Origin of the sequence: Nonomuraea sp. NBC_00507 (genome assembly GCF_036013525.1) — a bacterium.
Classification (GTDB): Bacteria; Actinomycetota; Actinomycetes; order Streptosporangiales; family Streptosporangiaceae; genus Nonomuraea.
Map to the genome: position 1 here is coordinate 770,438 of NZ_CP107853.1, position 15,673 is coordinate 786,110.

Here is a 15,673-nt window from a genome sequence, read left to right on the forward strand (position 1 = left end):
GAAAACTAATGATCGACGTCCAGCGCCTGCGTGTGCTGCGCGAGGTGGCCAGGCACGGCAGCTTCAACCGGGCCGCCGCCGAGCTGCGCTTCACCCCTTCGGCCGTGTCGCAGCAGATCGCCGCGCTGGAGCGCGGCCTCGGCGTGGCCGTCGTCGAGCGCAGCACCCGAGGCGTGACGCTCACCCAAGCGGGCCTCCTCCTGGTGGAGACGGCGGAGGCCATCGCCGCGGAGCTGACCGACGCCCAAGAACGGATCGACCGGCTCGCCTGCGAGCGCACCCGATTCACGGTTGCGACGTTCGCCAGCGGAGGCCGGCAGCTGCTGCCGTCCGCGCTCGCGCGGTTCGCCGCCGCCCACCCCGAGGTGGAGCTGACCATCCTGGAGCGGGAGCCGGAGGACAGCATCCCGCTCCTCAAGGAAGGACGGGCCGACCTGGCCCTGGCCTACCATTTCGACGGACCCCCGCCGGCCAGTCCAGGCGACCGATCCGGTCTCGTCTGGACCCCGCTCAGACCCGACCCGCTCCGGATCGTCCTGCCCCGCACTCATCCTTGCGCCAGCCGGGAAAGCGTTCATCTCGCCGAGCTGGCCGGAGAGCGGTGGGTGCTCGGGTGCCTGAAGACCGTCGACCTGCTGCGGCGCTACGCCGCTCTGGCCGGATTCGAGCTGCACATCTCCTGCAGCGCGACCGACTACATGTTCGCCCAGTCCCTCGTCTCGGCGGGAATAGGCGTCGCCCTCATCCCGGAGATCGCCCTCATGGAAGCCCCCGACCTGGTCGCCGTCTCCCTCCAGCCGCCCAGCCCGTCCCGCCATATCGGCGTCGCCACCACCCGCCGCCACCGAGGCCCCGCACAGCCGTACATGGAATCCCTCCTGGAGTTCCTGTCCGCCGACCCATGACCCACGCCGGCCGCAGGGCGACGCTCAACGTGCGCCGGGCGGTCCTGAACCCAGGCCGGCGTCGCGGGCTCGGGCCACCGCCGCGGCGCGGTCGGTGACGCCGAGCTTGCCGTACACGGTGCTGACGTAATTGCGGACCGTCTTGTCGGAGACGTAGAGCCGGGAGGCGATGGCGGCGTTGGACAGCCCGCGCGCCATCAGGTCGAGGATCTCCAGCCGGCGACCGCCGCAAGCAATACCCCTGCGAGTGCCAGCCCCCTCCGGAAGGAGAGGGCTGTGGCTCCCGTCAATCCATCACCGACTCCCCGCCGGGGTAGGCGAAGGATGACCGGGGCGAGTAGAAACCCCACACGATCTGCAGAGGGTCAGCGGGTCGCAACGCGTAGACGGAGTGGCTCGGCTCCAGGAACTCCAACGAGACGATCTCGAACGGATCGACCGGCTCCGCCACGAACGGATAGATGCCGCTGATCCGCTGCCCGCCGACCTCGGTGATGTACCGCAGTTGTCCACGGTTGACCGCCGTACCGGTGTGCCCAACCCGCGCGGTCGTACGGATCACCGGCACACCGTCGGACTCGGTCGTCGCAACCAGCGTCTTCCCCTCGACCTCGATCGTCGTACGACCAGGGGTGGCCGGAACGCCTCGTGCGAGCGCGTACTCGCGTACCACTGCGCTCGAGTTGAAATAGTGCGTCCACCAGCGGCCGGGGGTCACGCCGTCGGGCGCGTAGGCATCTTCCAGGTCGGGCCCGATATAGGTCAGCGAGTACGCGCCGAACCCGGAGGTCTGCTCGGGCTGGTCGACGACGTACTGGTTCATGAAGACCTGCCGATTGGCCATCGGCTTCAAACCGTCGGGTACCAGTGCCGCGACGGCATCGGGTTCGGCCGGCACCCACCCGAAGTAGATCATCCGGCTGTTGACGACGAGCTGAGGTGCGACGAGTTCGGGCACGGGCTCTCCCTTGCTATGGACGACGCATAGCCGGAACTTACGTGACCTCTTCAACGAGAACAACAAGTCACGACCGACGATGCCTGCCGCAGGGATCGGAGACGCGCTTGACCGGCCCTGGCAGCCGACTCACTCCATGGCCGTGTAGCGGCGCAGGTCGTCGCCGGTGAGCGCCTCCCCGGGAAGGGGCGAGCCGACGTCGGCGCGCAGGCCGTTCAGCATGATCTCCGTCACGCGTGCCACGGCCGGCCCGCCGGTCATGTTCGCCGGCAAGTAGATGTGCAGGGTCATCAGCATGGCGATGTCCCCGGGGCCGACGTCGCGGCGCAGGGCCCCGTCCGCCTGCGCCTGCTCGGTCATCCCCAGCAAGGCGTCGATCACCTGCTGCCGGATCTCGTGCAGGTCGTGACCGGCTCGGAGCCGCTGGTGCAGGTGCGGGTCGAGCTTCGCCGACAGCTCGCCCATGCGCAGCTTGACGCAACCGCGCAGGAAGCGGCACAACGCGTGCCAGGCGTCGGGTTCCTCCCGCTGGGCGGTCTGCGCCAGGTCCGCCAGGTGGTGCAGATTTTCCTCGCCGACCGCGCGGAGCAGCGCTTCCCGGTCGGGGAAGCGGCGGTACAGCGTGCCGATCCCGACGCCGGCGCGGCGGGCCACCTCGTCCAGCGGCACGTCGATGCCCTGCTCCAGGAACAACTCCCGGGCCGCCACGACGATCAGATCCCGGTTGCGGCGCGCGTCGGCCCGCAGACCGGTCGTTTCCTGCTGATTGGTTGCCTTCGCCACCTATTCCACCCCGACGCGCGATAAGACTGGACGGTTTTCCTCCGGTTAGAGTACCTTCCAAAGAGTGGAGGAAATTCCTCCAGTTAGCGAGGTCTGTCATGAACAGCCGGAACCTTCTGATCTCCGGAGCCGGCATAGCCGGGCTGACACTGGCCTACTGGCTGGCCAGGCACGGTTTCCGCGTCACCGTCGTCGAACGGGCCCAGGCACTGCGCTCCAGCGGCAACCCGGTGGATGTCCGCGGACCCGCTCTGGCCGTCGCCGAACGGATGGGGATCGTGCCCCGGCTGCGCCGGGCCGCCACCGGCAACACCGGGCTCAGTTTCGTCAACGCCGAAGGCCGGCGCCTCGCCCGGATGGACATGGGTGGCGCCCAGCGGGCGGGCGAGATCGAGCTGCCGCGCGGCGACCTCGCCTCGATCTTGTACGAGACCTGCCGTGACCATGCCGAACTCCTCATGGACGACTCCATCGCGGCCCTCCGGCAGGACGGGCACGGGGTCGAGGTCACCTTCGAGCGCGCCGAGCCCCGCCGCTTCGACCTGGTGATCGGGGCCGACGGCCTGCACTCGACGACGCGCCGGCTGGCCTTCGGGGCGCAGGGCGGGATCGTCCGCCACATGGGCCTCTACGTCGCCACCACCCCGCTCGGCGGCGGGGACGGACCCGGCCGGGATGTGCTCATGCACAACGCACCCGGCAAGGCCGTCGCCGTCAGCCCCACTCCCAGCGGCGACCTGGCGTTCTTCCTCTACCGCAGCCCGGCCGAGCCCGGCTTCGACCACCGCGACACCGGGCAGCACAAGCGCATGCTGGCCGACGCGTTCGCGGACGTGTCCTGGCGGGCGCCCGAACTGCTGGAGCGCGTACGTGCCGCCGACGACCTCTACTTCGACTCGGTCAGCCAGGTGGTGCTGCCCCGCTGGTCGAACGGCCGGGTCGCGCTGCTCGGCGACGCCGCGTCCTGCGTGTCGCTGTTCGGAGACGGCTCCACACTCGCCATGGCGGGGGCGTTCACCCTGGCCGAAGAGCTGGCCGCCACCCCCGGCGACCCCGAGACGGCCTTCCGCCGCTATGAGAGCGCCCACCGCCGCCTGGTGGACCCCAGGCAGCGCGGCATCAGGCAGGGCGCGGCACTCCTCGTGCCTGCGACACGACCCGGCATCCTGGCCCGGAACCTGACCATCCGCCTGTGGCCCGTCCTGGCCGCCACGGCCCGGCTCCCGCGCAGGCTCAGCAGGCCACCGGCGCGGGAGGCAGGATGATCACCAAACACGCGGTCATGGGACGGCCCGAGCCCCCCGACCTCGGCTGCCCGACTGCTCTGTGGGTTGAGCGTTCACCTCGTTCCACTTGCGCAGAAGCTGGGGAACCTCGCTGCGGAGAAACGCGAAGAAGCGCCGGGTCTCGTCCATCCGGGCGCCCGCGGGCGTGTCCGCGCCCAGCACCTCGGCCCCATCGCGCGCGCCCTCCTCGAAGCGACGGAACACCTCGTCGCTCGACGCCGCCGCCTTGTACCACGCCCCCTGGTCGACGCGGTAGTGATCACGACGCTCTCCGGGGTCCCGTTCACGGGTCACCATCCCGACCTGCATCAGGTACTTCACCGCGCCGGAGATGGCCGAAGGGCCGACCTGCAGCACGTCGGCGAGTTCGGCGGCGGTACGCCGACCGTCGTCGGCGATGAGGAGCGCCGAGAGCACGCGTGCGGCCATGCGCGGATAACCCGAGTCGGACATGATCATGGCGAACCGTTCGAGGAACCGCAGCGCGTCGGCCGTAGACGCCTTGCCGGCTCTCTCGATCATGCCGCTCTCGTCGTCAGCTCTCTCGGTCATGCACACCTCTGCGGTCGTCTCTGATAGGCCCCAGGCTACAGATTATCGATGTTTCACGAATTTCGTGAAGTTCATGTAGCCTGCGAAGCATGTCGAACATGATCTCCGTGTCCGGTCTGGTCAAGGCCTTCGGCCGGACACGGGCACTCGACGGCCTGGACCTAATGGTCCGGGCCGGTGAGGTGCACGGGTTCCTCGGTCCCAACGGGGCCGGCAAGTCCACCACCATTCGGATCCTGCTCGGGCTGCTGCGCCAGGACTCCGGCACGGCCCTGCTGCTGGATGGCGATCCGTGGCGAGACGCGACCGCGCTGCACCGCCGGCTGGCGTACGTGCCCGGCGACGTGACTCTGTGGCCGACGCTGTCCGGTGGCGAGACGATCGACCTGCTCGGCCGGATGCGCGGCGGGCTCGATCCCCGGCGCCGGGCCGAACTGCTCGAGCGCTTCGAGTTGGATCCACGCAAGAAGGGGCGGGCCTACTCCAAGGGCAACCGGCAGAAAGTGGCCCTCGTCGCAGCGCTGTCGTCGGATGCCGACCTGCTCATCCTGGACGAGCCCACTTCCGGCCTCGACCCGCTGATGGAGGCGGTCTTCCAGGAGAGCATCCAGGAAGAGCGACGCAAAGGACGTACGGTGCTGCTGTCCAGCCACATCCTCGCCGAGGTCGAAGCCCTGTGCGACAGGGTGAGCATCATCCGGCGCGGCCGCACGGTGGAGACGGGCACGCTCACCGAGCTGCGCCACCTCACCCGCACCTCGATCACGGCCGAGCTCGCCGGGCCCGTCCCCCAACTCGCCGGAACAGCCGGCGTGCACGATCTGTGGACGCAGGACAACCGGCTGCGCTGCCAGGTCGACGGCGACGCGCTGGACGCGCTGCTGGGTGAGCTCCTGAAGGTCGGCGTGCGGAGCCTGGTCAGCCGGCCGCCGACGCTGGAGGAGATGTTCCTGCGCCACTACGAAGACGATCTGTCCGGCATGGGTGCGGTGGTACGGCGATGAGCACCCTCACCGGCACCGGCGGACTGATCCGGCTCATCCTGCGACGCGACCGAGTGAGGCTGCCGGTCTGGTTCGGGCTGGTGGCGATGCTCGTGATCGGCGTCGCCGGTTCGGTGGCCGGCGCCTATCCCACTGAAGTGGCACGGCAGGCGTTCCTCCACACGACCAACGGCGACCCGACGCAGCTCATGATGATCGGCCCCATCTATGACTCGTCCGCCGGAGGGCTCGCCGCGTGGCGCGTACGCGGGCAGGCCGCCCTGCTGATCGCGCTGGCGAGCATGTTCCTGGTGATCCGCGGCACCCGGGCGGAGGAGGAGGCGGGCCGGAGCGAGCTGCTGGGCTCGACCGTGGTCGGCAGGCATGCGGCATTGACGGCCGCGCTGATCGTGGCGTTCGCCGCCAATCTGGTGACCGCCCTTGTCGTGGCACTGGGACTCATCGGCCAGGGGTTACCTCCGCGAGGCTCCCTGGTGATGGGACTGTCGGTCGCCGCCGCCGGGTGCCTCTTCGCCGCGCTCGCGGGCCTGACGGCCCAGTTGACCGAAAGCGCTCGCACTGCCACCGGCCTCGCTGCCACGGGTATGGCCGTCCTTTACGCGGTGCGCGCGACCGCGGACGTCCAGCAGAGTCACGGGATTTCCTGGCTGTCGCCGTTCGGCTGGACCCAGCACATGCGCCCCTTCGCCGGGGACCACTACTGGCCGCTCCTACCTGTCGCCGGCCTGATCCTGCTGCTGGTGGCCGGCGCCTACCGGATATCCGCACGCCGAGACCTGGGCGCCGGAATCCTCCCGCCACGGCTCGGGCCCGCCGACGCGGCGCCGGGCCTGCGTACCTCACTTGCCCTGGCATGGCGGCTGCAGCGGGGCACGTTGCTCGCCTGGGCCGTCGCATTCACCGCCTTCGGCGCCGGCCTGGGAGGCGCGGCGCAAAGCGCCGCCGAACAACTGAACGCGAGCGAGGCCCTCCGAGGCCTGGTCGAGCGGATGGGTGGCGGCAGCCGTCCCGTCGACGGCTTCTTCGCCTTCGTCATCTACCTGACGAGCCAGGTCATCTCGGTCTACGCGATTCAGGCGACCCTGCGATTGCGCGCGGAAGAGACGGCCGGCCGCGCCGATATCCTCCTGACCGGCCCGGTCGGCAGGCTGCGCTGGGCAGGCGGTCACCTGGCCATCGTCGTGGCCGGGTCGGGCATCGTGCTCGGCGGGCTCGGTCTCGGGATGGGTCTGGTCTACGGGCTCTCCACGGGGGATCTGGGCGCCGAGGTCGCACGGCTGTTGGGTGCGAGCCTGACGCGGCTGCCTTCGGTGCTGGTGCTGGCGGCCATCTCGGCGCTGGTGTACGGCCTGCTGCCCCGACTCACCGCGATCATCGCCTATGCCGCGCTCGGCCTGTGCCTCGTGCTCGAATTCGCGGTGGAACTGCTGCACGCCGACCCGTCGATCTTGATGGTGTCACCGTTCGCGCAGACCCCTGGGCTTCCGGTCGCCGAATTCACCGTGACGCCGCTGATCGTGCTGACCGTCGTCGCCATCGGGCTCACCACTGTCGGGCTGGCGGCGCTCCGCCGTCGTGACCTCGAATGACCCAAAGATCACCCGTCCAGAGCCGCCACAGCCGCTTGGGAAGCCGGCCGGACCAGCCAGCCCAGCACGTCGAAGGCCGGCTCGGTCAGATGCAGGCCAACCTGCTCGCCCACCGCAGTGGGCGATGGCGCTGAATGAGATCGTCACGAGCATCCAGCGCGACATCGCCACGCTGACCGCGACCGCCGCGCAGACTCAGGACCACCTCGCCACGCCGATCCTGCCCCAGCAGGCCATCGTGGGCCCGCGCCGGCTGCGCGTCCACCGCGTGACTGTGGACCAACTCCAGATCACGGTGAATCCCCAAGAACGATCACGAACTGGACGGGATCGCCGATCGTCCAATCCCACATGATCGTAGTCCTTGCGGTGTCCCTCGCCTTTGCCCCCGTCCAGATCCCCAAGGATTTCCTGCTGAGCGAGAAGGCCGCCCGTGCGCCCCTGTCGGAAATACAGAAAGCCGAGGAGTGGTGGCAGATCAGCGACAAGCTGAACGACCCCTTGGCACTGAACCCGTGCGGGCGCAAGCGCGCCACGATGGCAGACCGGTCGGCAGCACGCACTATTGTCCACGGGACAAGCGCGCCCTCGCACTACGGCGAGCAACTCGTGATCTACCGGAACGCCAAGGCGGCGACGACCGCCATGAGGAAGCTGCTCGCCGACGCCAAGCGGTGCGTGGCCCGTCCGCATGGCAAGCCGTACAGCTGGTCCAACGACGAGAAGACCCGATGGGTGGTGAATCGCACGCGGCTCGGGACCGAGGCTGCGCTGATGCGCCTCATGATGTACGACAAGCTGAACAAGGAATGGGCTCCGCTGTTGTCCGGCATCGTGGCACGCAAGGGTCGTGCGCTGATGATTTACACCGGTGATTTGGAAACCCTCGGCCACCCGCAGAAGCGAGCCCTCAAGACCCTGCATCGTACTGCCGCCAAGATGGTGGCGAAGGTCTGCACACTGCCCGCCGTCTGCTGATTTGTTCCAGGCCTACGCCGCACTCCGCAAAGCTGTGCGGGCAGGCGAGGGCGTGCTCCATCAGGTCCTGGGCCGCACGCGCCTGCTCGATGCGCTGCTCCAGCACGGCGACGCGACGACGCAACGGGTCCGGTGATCTGCCAAGAGATCACGCTCCCACTTGGAAAGAACTGCGATAGGACTCGGCGGCACCGACGGGCGATCATGAACGCTCATGACGAAAAAGATCCTTTCCAGCGTCGCCGGCGTCGTTCTTGGAGCCGCCGCCCTCATCGGCAGCACCGCCTCCCCCGCGGCCGCAGTGGGCAGCTGCACCAAGACCGCGAGCACCAGCCACTCCGTGAGTGTCAAGTGCACCAGTGGCCTCGAGACCTACTTCCGGGTCTACGGCTACTTTTGCTCCACCTCATCTTGTTCCTACATTCCGGGCAGCCTGGTGCCCCTGGGCGGCACGAGCAAGGCCTCCAGCAGCGCCTACTACAGCGGCAAGTGGTACGTGAAGGGCTGCTATGTGACCAGCGGCTGCTGAGTCCCCCCGACCTGGACCTCTCCTCGAGGTCCAGACCCCCTGCCTGCTCTCGACTTGCTTCTTCGCCGCGACAGGCCTCATTGACAACCTCCGGCACATGGTCACCTCGAACACGGCCGACTGCGCCGAAGGCGACAGCGGCGTTTGTTGTAGCCGGACTGGCCGGGCAAGTAGGGGAAGGCGCCGGGCAGGTGCACCGGCAGGAAGCGCAGCCAGCGAGTCTCGGAGCGGATGCCGAGCAGGGCTTGCGCGATGGCCAGGGTGAGCAGTTCGGCGTCGGCGAGTTTGGGCGGGCGACCGATGCCGGCGGGCGTGCCGGGAGCACCGAGCCGCCAGGTAGGTGGTCTGCGTGCCGGTAACGTGCGGGAACACTGCGGTCAGCTGTCCCCTCCTTCGGCCCAGGGCTCATGTGCGCAAGGTTGCGGCGGCGATGGCGGCGGGATCCCAGTAGAACGGCCGGCATTCAAGCATGCGCCCGTTCCGTACGCGAATCAGTTGCATGATCAGCGTGTCGATCTCCTGACCAGTTGCACGAGCGTGGAACCGTACCCGGCTCCGTACCACCACCGTGTCTCTGTCGCCCCAGTGTTCCTGCTCCAGAAACTCCATGGATGCCCAGGTCTCGCTGAAAGCGGCCAGGAACCGCTCGAGCCCGTCACGTCCTCGCCATGTCCCCGTCCCCGTGAAAGGCAAGCCGGGAGCCTGATACAGGACGACGTCAGGGTCCAGGTATACGGCGACCTCGTCATAGCTGGTTTTGCCGAATCCGCCCGCGGCGACGTACGCGGCCTCGGCCCGGTAGAACTTCTCCATCACCGCCCAGGCGTCCTGCGATCGGCCCTCGGCAGGCGGGCCGTCAGTCTGCGTCTCGGTCACATTTGCCGTACTCATGGCTCCAGCGTCACGGACAGGTGAAGAACCGTGCTGGCGGTGATCGGACGCCTCAGTGGCGACATCCATAATGGCATCGATCTTGGCGGGGGTGCGTGAGTCCGGACACCGGACTCGCCTACTTCGCGGCTCGGCACAGCCTGCGAGCGCCCGAAACGAGTTGGGACTTGCTCGTCTAGCACAAAGAGTGTCCGACAAGCGGCGCGGGACCCTGGTGGCGGACCGTCACGTCAACGGTCGCGCTCTCGATCACGGCGTCTGGAGCCGCCATACCTGCGATCGGCACATCGAGCACCCGCAGTGGAACGCCGATGCCGTTGGCGGTGCCGACGAAAGCGATCAGGACGGTGGAGAGCAGTAGGGCGATCTTCGGCCAGGACCGCCGCACTGGAGCCTCCGCGCCACAACGTCCGCCAGGTTGCGGTGAACAGTTTCGGCTGGCGCCCGTCCACATCAACGTGTCGGGGCGCAGTTCAGCGGGGTCGATGTCTGACAGCTTCACCTGAACGGGGTGGAGTCTGGCCGCCTCACGCCGCGGCGACGGCTTCCGGTGCTGTGTGCCGCCCACGCAGATACCGCCCGCCCAGGATCGCGTACCAGATCATGATGGGCAGGTGAAGCGCGTACCCGAGCTGTTCCAGCGCCACTGTAGGGCCGTCGGTCCCGGTCGTCCACGGAAGCCCGACCGCGGCCAGGCCGGAAAGTGCGGCGATCACGCCGGTGACACGAAGCGTCGCCGGCATCGGGATGCCCGCCACGGCGGCGGCGGTAGCGGCGACCCACAGTAGCCCGGCCAGGTTGACCGCCCATTTGGCGGTGAGCAGGACCGCCAAGGCCACTGTGGCGGCCGCCGGGGCCGCCGGGCGGGCGGCCAACTGGGTCAGTGCCAGATTTCCGGCGTCATGAAGCAGACCTGCCAGCCCGGCGCCGGCCAGCAGGCCACCGGCAAGCGTCACCAGATACCGTCTTGACGTCTCGGCCGGGCGAGCGGCCATCACCAGCCCGGCCGCGGTCAGTGCCAGCCAGCCCAGCACGTCGAAGGCCAACTCGGTCAAGTGCAGCCCGACCTGCTCGCCCACCGCGGCCAGGGCAGCGTCGGGATCGGACGGACTCAGGGTCAACCCCGATGGCACCACCATGGCCGCAGCGGCGATCATAGCTACCAGCGAGGTCAACAGCAGCACACCGATGAGCCGGTGCTGAGGGTTCAGATCACTCATGGACAGTGACGCTAGAACCCTGACGCAGGGACAAGGTCAACATGCCGAGAGAGGCAACGTCGTGTGGCGGATCGGGCAACTGGCGCGCATGGTCGGCGTATCCGAACGCACCCTGCGCCACTACGACAAGATCGGGCTGCTGACTCCCGCCACGGTCGACCGCACCACCGGCTACCGCTGGTACGGCGTGACCGAGTTGTCCCGGCTCGAACGCATCCGCGGACTGCAGCGCCTCGGCCTGCCGCTGCGCCAGGTCGCCGATCTGCTGGACGCACCAGAGACGCAGGTGCGGCAGGCAGTGACCGAGATCGTGACGAGCATCCGACATGACATCGCCACGCTGGCCGCGACCGCAGCCCACGCCGAGGACCACCTCGCCACACCGATGTCGATCCTGCCCCAGCAGACCGAAGTGGGCCCACGCCGGTTACGCATCCGCCACCTGCGTCTCAACCATCCCGCCGAACTGGCCACCGTCTGCCCGGCACCACCGGCGGCCCTGCTGACCTGGCTTCACAGACAGCCGACGGGCGGATTCGCCGCCGCGGTGACCACCGACAGCGATGGCGAGCAACTCTCCCTGCCCGCCCGCACCGTCGTACGGGCCGTCGTCCCACCCTCAACAGGTGTGGTCCGCGCCGGACAGGACCTGTTCGGCTGGCTGCACCGCCACGGCCTTGCCATCACCGGTCCCACTGTGGAAGACCACCTCATCGACGCCGACGGCGCCCAGGCCATCCTCCTTGAGGTGTCCGTGCGTCCACGGCAGCACACCCACGCCGCTTGATCAGCTCCCAAAGGCGCGAGCATCAGCCAGGGGAACTCCTCTTGGACACCGTGCAGACCGCGCCCCCAACCACATGCACGGCCTTCCCGCACACAGCTCGAGTTGTTCGTCTCGGCAAAAATAAGCGAACCGAACAACTCACCTTGCCGACCGGGGCCATGCAGGGTGCCGACACTCAGCCCGCTCCGTGCGCCCGCCATCCACACTCGTCATGCAACCCGGGTGCCGATTTGACGTGACGGAACAGCTCCGCGGCCTCATCACGCAGTGACTGTGGGATCGGCCCGGATGCGGCCTCATTGACCTGAAGCGCTTCCTCCAGGAGATCCCGCTCGATCTGGCGTTCCAAGATCAGCCCAGCGGTGGCTGGAGGACGGTCCGGCATGGTTTCTCCTTCGGAAGGTGGTGTGCCAGGGTGGGCGGTATGTCGGCGATCACTGTGGTGACCGAGGACGGTCGCCGGTTCGTGCGGGCAGGCGAGGAGAACATCGCCGGGCAGGAGGCCTCATCTGCCGGCCCCACCGACGGCGAGTCCCTCGGCCTTAGACTGACCTATCTCGATCCGTCATCGTGTACAACCAGTTCCGCGGCGTGCCGCTGGGCGACGAAGGCCGCGACGCTGCGCAAGTACTCCAGCGGCTCGTCGGTGTCGTGCGGCACGATGCCCTCGGTGAGCAGGCCCTGTCCGCTGGGATGCCCCCGGGCGACGCCGTTTTGGTCCAGCACCAGGCGCGGCACCCCGCCTCGGGAGAGTCGGCGCCAGAACTGCACCATGTTGGTCACCTGTCCCGCGTGCGGGCTCTCGTCCATATCGAGCACCCACCGGCCGTCAGTGCGGTACAGGTAGCCCACCACGCGCCTGTGCGGATCGTCGAAGCGCACATGCGGCCTGGGCCGCTGGCTCACCATCTGGCCGGCGTGGATCTCCTCTTGCAGCGGCGTGAGCAGGGTCTGCGGGTCGACGTGCTGTTCGTGATAGTAGACCTGCCCCAGCTGCAGCAGCACCAGGTAGGCGCGGCACGCCGGCGCGTCCTCGGAGAGCGGCGGGTCGACTCGTTCCCGTAAGGCGTTCTCAGCCAGCGCCAGCACCTCCTGCCGGCGCTGCGGATCCAGCTCGTCCAGGCTCGCCTCGACCCGGCCCATCGCCTCGTCCACCGGCATCGCCCGGCGGACCCGCACCGCACCCAGGTTCCACCCCGACTGCCGTCGCCGGTAAGAGTCCTGCAGCGCCACCAGCGCTGCCGCACGAACCTCCACCAGGAAGCGCCGGCCGCCGTGCACACGCACCACCGGCGCATCGTCATCCAGCAGCGGCACCAGTTCCTGGGTGACCCCGTTGAATTCCCGCCACTGGTCAATGCCCCCCATCCGAACCTCCGCACACGGCGAGGCGAGCAGGTCCGCGTATGGGTGGCTGGGGTTCACGCGCCGGCTCCTCCCACGATGAACGGCACACCAGCAAGCGGCTACACCCGTCACCGGCCACCGCGGTGGCCGTACCAGGCCCGTCGACTTGCCGCGTAGCGCCAAAGATCTCATCATCGCCTCATCTGGCGCCAGTGGCGTTCTCCTCGTGCTACTGGTCGGACCCTGGCTTTGCTTGCCGCTGGCCATCCAGGGTCCCGCCGTGATCACGAGGCTCGCTGCGGTCTAGCGACTACCAGCCCGGGGGTAGATCGTTCGGCCTGCGAGTCCACCACCATCGGATCTCGACCCCCTCAGCGAGGGGCCGCCAGTACTGTGCAAGCTCAGCGCCGCCGTCCTCGTGCGTCACCGCGCGATAGCGCTCGTCGAGGCGATCCAGAGCGCTGGTGAGCTTCGTCCGAACAGTCCCTTGCAAGGCGTCGCAGTACTCTTCCAAACCATCCCGAACGGTTAGGTCGTTGAGATACTCGTAGACCAGGTAATAGTCCTTACCAGGCCACCCCTCTTCCATGTCGTGGATCAAGTTCTCCCACAGTCCGAGAGAGGAGAGAACGCCATGGATCGGTTCCTCGAGCTGCGCCGCGTATTCAGGCGCCATGTCCTTGGTTTCCAGGGCGAGGCGCTGAAGATCCAGGACGCTGATCATCTGACGTTCATGGGGAGTGAGACTTCTCGACAGAGCCTCCGTCTCACTCCCGCGCCGGGTACGGCGAACCACTACTCTCCGTCGCCGGACGTGAGACCCACGGGGCAGGCCACACCGGTGCCGCCGATACCGCGGTAACCGTTCGGCACTTCAAACAAGTACTGCTGGTGGTAGCACTTCACTTCGCGCCATAAAGCTGGCCGACGATGCTTCTAGCCAGCTCGAAGGGCAGCGACCGACTCGACGAGGCCTGCCATCTCCAGTGCATCGAGTACGTCATCAACGGTTTCCGGCGGGTTGATGCGCGAGTCCGCGATCTGCTGCACACAAGCCCACACGACCCTCCCGTCGAGGTCAATTTGGTCCAGCACGAAGTCATCAGGCGATTTGGCCTCAATACCCCACGCGGCCAAGCCCTCTGCAGGAAAGTCCTTGAGGTTCGACGTAACGATGATCTGCGCCCCTGCCTTGATCGCCGCCGCGAGCACATGCCGATCATCCGGGTCGGGAAGCTTCAGCCCTTCGATCAGCGGCTCATAGCCCTCGATCAGGGAATCCCGGACAGCGGAGTTCATCAGGAGGCGGAGTTTGCCAAGCTTCTCTTCCGAAATATCGGGACGGTTGGCCAGCAGGTTACGCTGCATCTCGTCGAGAATCCTGTTGGTCCATTTGGCCTGTATCCGTCCCGCCATAGCGAGGCGGATGAGCAGGTCACGCAGCGTATTGCCATACAGCACGTTCGCGTCGTAGACCACCACGAAGGCCATGTTCAGATGCCCAAGTCTTGCCCGAGCGCAGCAAGTTGATCAGCAGCCGTCCGACGCTTGGCATCATCGCGACGCTTGTACTCCTGAAGATCCTCATATGTGATACGCCGATGCTTGCCGATCAACCGGAAGGATATCTCTCCTGTCTCCAGAAGTTTGATCAGATATGGACGTGAGACGTTCAGCATGTCCGCTGCTTGCTGCGTCGTTAGTTCGGCATGAGACGGTATGACCGTTACTCCGCGCCCTTCAGCCGCTTGGGCAAGAATGAAGGCGAGCAGGCTCACGGCCTCGCGAGGCAGGATCAACGGATCTTCGCCACCATGCTCGCCAGCGACGCGAATCGTCGACTGCTCGGGATACCGCATGAGGTAGTCCTTGATCCGCCGCACCGCGCGACCGGCCATCTCGGCGTCGATGATCCCAGGTTGAACACGCTTGGCCTGGACGTCTGCCATCGCGACACCTCCCAATCGCAGTATCCGCAATAAACGAAGCAAACGCAAGCAGGAGCGCCTCAACGGTGCTCACCAGCGCAGCAAGCGGCGCACTCACCTGCATTCGAGAGTGGGCCGGGCCATACGCTGCATGACCCGCTGGCGCGAGCTACCCGCCCGGAGTCACCACATCGCGTGGGCCCCGTGCTTACCCGTCAGCAGGCGCGACACCCACCGGGCAGGAGATCCCGGTGCCACCGATACCGCAGTAGCCGTTCGGCTTTAAACAAGTACTGCTGGTGGTAGCACTTCTCTCCAGGCAATAGACGTGCGGCCGAATGGCGCTTCGACCGGTACTCGGCCCACAAGTCGACGGCCTCTTGGAGATCAAGAGCGGCAATGTCCTCCCGGGCCATCCCCACCGTGTAGATCAACGGGTCCGCGAGAAATCCCCGGCACTCGCTCAGGCCTTGCGGAGCCCGGCGAACTGCAGGCCGGTGAAACCAGCCACCACCACCGCCTGGGCGATCACGAAGGCGGTGCCCAGACCGACCAGCGGGAACCACCCGGCGATCAGCACCTCCGCGCTGGCCAGCACCCATGCCACGTTGACCACCATCACCGCGATCACCGCCGCCCTGTTCACCACCGGACGGCCGGCAAGGTACAGGAGGGTCGCAGCAAAGGCAACAAGGAACGCGCCGACCGGCACGAGGAAGGCGGCGGGCAGGCCGAACATCGAGCCGAAGATCGCCGCGACGGTCAGGAAGACGAGGCCGTTGGCGCCCGACCCGATGGCGTCCTGCCTCAGCGCGAACCGCAGCAGCTTGGCCTCGGCGGTGGATTCCGGAGTGGTGGGTGCGGCAGCAATGGCGGCCATGATCAGATCCTTTCGTCGTGCGGGACGCCGTCGTCC

At 67.6% G+C, this 15,673-nt stretch carries 20 protein-coding genes and 2 pseudogenes; 8 read left to right on the top strand and 14 right to left on the bottom strand.

The features are described from left to right. Nucleotides 1–8 precede the first annotated feature (8 nt). Nucleotides 9–905, top strand: coding sequence for a LysR family transcriptional regulator (locus tag OHA25_RS03990; RefSeq protein ID WP_327586269.1), 897 nt, complete (start codon nt 9–11; stop codon nt 903–905). A 24-nt stretch (nt 906–929) separates the two neighbouring features. On the opposite strand, the gene OHA25_RS03995 is transcribed toward OHA25_RS03990, so the two are convergent. From OHA25_RS03995 to OHA25_RS04005, 3 genes are all read right to left on the bottom strand, one after another. Next, nucleotides 930–1,196 (bottom strand): response regulator transcription factor, encoded by a 267-nt coding sequence (locus tag OHA25_RS03995; protein WP_327590920.1) that lies wholly within the window; start codon nt 1,194–1,196, stop codon nt 930–932. Further along, nucleotides 1,192–1,863: a hypothetical protein gene (locus OHA25_RS04000; protein ID WP_327586270.1), complete on the bottom strand. Its 672-nt coding sequence runs from the start codon at nt 1,861–1,863 to the stop codon at nt 1,192–1,194. Before OHA25_RS04000 ends, OHA25_RS03995 begins: the two co-directional genes overlap by 5 nt. A gap of 129 nt (nt 1,864–1,992) precedes the next feature. Next, nucleotides 1,993–2,646, bottom strand: a complete 654-nt coding sequence (locus OHA25_RS04005) for a TetR/AcrR family transcriptional regulator (protein ID WP_327586271.1) — start codon at nt 2,644–2,646, stop codon at nt 1,993–1,995. Nucleotides 2,647–2,744: 98 nt separating this feature from the next. On the opposite strand from OHA25_RS04005, the gene OHA25_RS04010 reads away from it, so the two are divergent. Further along, nucleotides 2,745–3,911 carry an FAD-dependent oxidoreductase gene (locus tag OHA25_RS04010; RefSeq protein ID WP_327586272.1) on the top strand — a complete coding sequence of 389 codons (1,167 nt, stop codon included), beginning with the start codon at nt 2,745–2,747 and terminating at the stop codon, nt 3,909–3,911. 15 nt (nt 3,912–3,926) lie between these two features. On the opposite strand, the gene OHA25_RS04015 is transcribed toward OHA25_RS04010, so the two are convergent. Next, a complete protein-coding gene (locus tag OHA25_RS04015) occupies nt 3,927–4,484 on the bottom strand; it encodes a GbsR/MarR family transcriptional regulator (protein ID WP_327586273.1) in 558 nt (185 codons plus the stop codon). Between the two features lie 89 nt (nt 4,485–4,573). On the opposite strand from OHA25_RS04015, the gene OHA25_RS04020 reads away from it, so the two are divergent. From OHA25_RS04020 to OHA25_RS04040, 5 genes are all read left to right on the top strand, one after another. Next, the gene (locus tag OHA25_RS04020; RefSeq protein WP_327586274.1) at nt 4,574–5,488 is read left to right on the top strand and encodes an ABC transporter ATP-binding protein; all 915 of its coding nucleotides are present in this window, start codon (nt 4,574–4,576) and stop codon (nt 5,486–5,488) included. Continuing rightward, nucleotides 5,485–7,077 (top strand): ABC transporter permease, encoded by a 1,593-nt coding sequence (locus OHA25_RS04025; RefSeq protein WP_327586275.1) that lies wholly within the window; start codon nt 5,485–5,487, stop codon nt 7,075–7,077. The genes OHA25_RS04020 and OHA25_RS04025 overlap by 4 nt, the downstream gene beginning before the upstream one ends. 124 nt (nt 7,078–7,201) lie before the next feature. Next, entirely contained in the window at nt 7,202–7,432 is a 231-nt protein-coding gene (locus OHA25_RS04030; protein ID WP_327586276.1) for a hypothetical protein, read from the top strand. Next, a complete protein-coding gene (locus OHA25_RS04035) occupies nt 7,429–8,055 on the top strand; it encodes a hypothetical protein (RefSeq protein ID WP_327586277.1) in 627 nt (208 codons plus the stop codon). The genes OHA25_RS04030 and OHA25_RS04035 overlap by 4 nt, the downstream gene beginning before the upstream one ends. Nucleotides 8,056–8,269: 214 nt before the next feature. Continuing rightward, nucleotides 8,270–8,584 (top strand): hypothetical protein, encoded by a 315-nt coding sequence (locus OHA25_RS04040; RefSeq protein WP_327586278.1) that lies wholly within the window; start codon nt 8,270–8,272, stop codon nt 8,582–8,584. 140 nt (nt 8,585–8,724) lie between these two features. Here the strand turns inward: OHA25_RS04040 and OHA25_RS04045 are convergent. The 4 genes and pseudogenes from OHA25_RS04045 to OHA25_RS04060 form a co-directional block, all read right to left on the bottom strand. Continuing rightward, nucleotides 8,725–8,883 (bottom strand): annotated as a pseudogene (locus OHA25_RS04045) (IS982 family transposase); the annotation flags it as partial. Between the two features lie 106 nt (nt 8,884–8,989). Next, the gene (locus tag OHA25_RS04050; RefSeq protein ID WP_327586279.1) at nt 8,990–9,475 is read right to left on the bottom strand and encodes a nuclear transport factor 2 family protein; all 486 of its coding nucleotides are present in this window, start codon (nt 9,473–9,475) and stop codon (nt 8,990–8,992) included. A gap of 175 nt (nt 9,476–9,650) precedes the next feature. Next, complete coding sequence (locus tag OHA25_RS04055) at nt 9,651–9,977, bottom strand: hypothetical protein (protein ID WP_327586280.1); 327 nt, start codon at nt 9,975–9,977, stop codon at nt 9,651–9,653. Nucleotides 9,978–10,002: 25 nt separating this feature from the next. Then, nucleotides 10,003–10,695, bottom strand: a complete 693-nt coding sequence (locus OHA25_RS04060; protein ID WP_327586281.1) for a hypothetical protein — start codon at nt 10,693–10,695, stop codon at nt 10,003–10,005. Between OHA25_RS04060 and OHA25_RS04065 the strand changes: the two genes are divergently transcribed. Next, nucleotides 10,694–11,482 (top strand): MerR family transcriptional regulator, encoded by a 789-nt coding sequence (locus OHA25_RS04065; RefSeq protein WP_327586282.1) that lies wholly within the window; start codon nt 10,694–10,696, stop codon nt 11,480–11,482. The two genes, OHA25_RS04060 and OHA25_RS04065, sit on opposite strands and share 2 nt — an antisense overlap. A 552-nt stretch (nt 11,483–12,034) precedes the next feature. Here OHA25_RS04065 and OHA25_RS04070 read toward each other — a convergent pair. The 6 genes and pseudogenes from OHA25_RS04070 to OHA25_RS04090 form a co-directional block, all read right to left on the bottom strand. Beyond that, nucleotides 12,035–12,850, bottom strand: a complete 816-nt coding sequence (locus OHA25_RS04070; RefSeq protein WP_327586283.1) for a hypothetical protein — start codon at nt 12,848–12,850, stop codon at nt 12,035–12,037. A 289-nt stretch (nt 12,851–13,139) separates the two neighbouring features. Further along, nucleotides 13,140–13,553 carry a hypothetical protein gene (locus tag OHA25_RS04075; protein WP_327586284.1) on the bottom strand — a complete coding sequence of 138 codons (414 nt, stop codon included), beginning with the start codon at nt 13,551–13,553 and terminating at the stop codon, nt 13,140–13,142. 212 nt (nt 13,554–13,765) lie between these two features. Beyond that, on the bottom strand, nt 13,766–14,320 hold the full coding sequence (locus tag OHA25_RS04080; protein WP_327586285.1) for a PIN domain-containing protein: 555 nt from the start codon (nt 14,318–14,320) through the stop codon (nt 13,766–13,768). A 2-nt stretch (nt 14,321–14,322) separates the two neighbouring features. Continuing rightward, a complete protein-coding gene (locus OHA25_RS04085) occupies nt 14,323–14,778 on the bottom strand; it encodes an excisionase family DNA-binding protein (RefSeq protein ID WP_327586286.1) in 456 nt (151 codons plus the stop codon). Between the two features lie 187 nt (nt 14,779–14,965). Then, nucleotides 14,966–15,062 (bottom strand): annotated as a pseudogene (locus OHA25_RS61100) (peptide-methionine (S)-S-oxide reductase MsrA); the annotation flags it as partial. Nucleotides 15,063–15,220: 158 nt separating this feature from the next. Continuing rightward, complete coding sequence (locus tag OHA25_RS04090; RefSeq protein ID WP_327586287.1) at nt 15,221–15,637, bottom strand: hypothetical protein; 417 nt, start codon at nt 15,635–15,637, stop codon at nt 15,221–15,223. Nucleotides 15,638–15,673: the final 36 nt, after the last annotated feature.

Excerpts from the sequence above, each read along its gene's own strand:
- OHA25_RS03990 (WP_327586269.1), top strand. The coding sequence starts at position 9 with ATGATCGACGTCCAGCGCCTGCGTGTGCTGCGCGAGGTGGCCAGGCAC.
- OHA25_RS04010 (WP_327586272.1), top strand. The coding sequence starts at position 2,745 with ATGAACAGCCGGAACCTTCTGATCTCCGGAGCCGGCATAGCCGGGCTG.
- OHA25_RS04015 (WP_327586273.1), bottom strand. The coding sequence starts at position 4,484 with ATGACCGAGAGAGCTGACGACGAGAGCGGCATGATCGAGAGAGCCGGC.
- OHA25_RS04020 (WP_327586274.1), top strand. The coding sequence starts at position 4,574 with ATGTCGAACATGATCTCCGTGTCCGGTCTGGTCAAGGCCTTCGGCCGG.
- OHA25_RS04025 (WP_327586275.1), top strand. The coding sequence starts at position 5,485 with ATGAGCACCCTCACCGGCACCGGCGGACTGATCCGGCTCATCCTGCGA.
- OHA25_RS04030 (WP_327586276.1), top strand. The coding sequence starts at position 7,202 with ATGGCGCTGAATGAGATCGTCACGAGCATCCAGCGCGACATCGCCACG.
- OHA25_RS04035 (WP_327586277.1), top strand. The coding sequence starts at position 7,429 with ATGATCGTAGTCCTTGCGGTGTCCCTCGCCTTTGCCCCCGTCCAGATC.
- OHA25_RS04040 (WP_327586278.1), top strand. The coding sequence starts at position 8,270 with ATGACGAAAAAGATCCTTTCCAGCGTCGCCGGCGTCGTTCTTGGAGCC.
- OHA25_RS04050 (WP_327586279.1), bottom strand. The coding sequence starts at position 9,475 with ATGAGTACGGCAAATGTGACCGAGACGCAGACTGACGGCCCGCCTGCC.
- OHA25_RS04065 (WP_327586282.1), top strand. The coding sequence starts at position 10,694 with ATGGACAGTGACGCTAGAACCCTGACGCAGGGACAAGGTCAACATGCC.
- OHA25_RS04060 (WP_327586281.1), bottom strand. The coding sequence starts at position 10,695 with ATGAGTGATCTGAACCCTCAGCACCGGCTCATCGGTGTGCTGCTGTTG.
- OHA25_RS04070 (WP_327586283.1), bottom strand. The coding sequence starts at position 12,850 with ATGGGGGGCATTGACCAGTGGCGGGAATTCAACGGGGTCACCCAGGAA.
- OHA25_RS04075 (WP_327586284.1), bottom strand. The coding sequence starts at position 13,553 with ATGATCAGCGTCCTGGATCTTCAGCGCCTCGCCCTGGAAACCAAGGAC.
- OHA25_RS04080 (WP_327586285.1), bottom strand. The coding sequence starts at position 14,320 with ATGGCCTTCGTGGTGGTCTACGACGCGAACGTGCTGTATGGCAATACG.
- OHA25_RS04085 (WP_327586286.1), bottom strand. The coding sequence starts at position 14,778 with ATGGCAGACGTCCAGGCCAAGCGTGTTCAACCTGGGATCATCGACGCC.
- OHA25_RS04090 (WP_327586287.1), bottom strand. The coding sequence starts at position 15,637 with ATGGCCGCCATTGCTGCCGCACCCACCACTCCGGAATCCACCGCCGAG.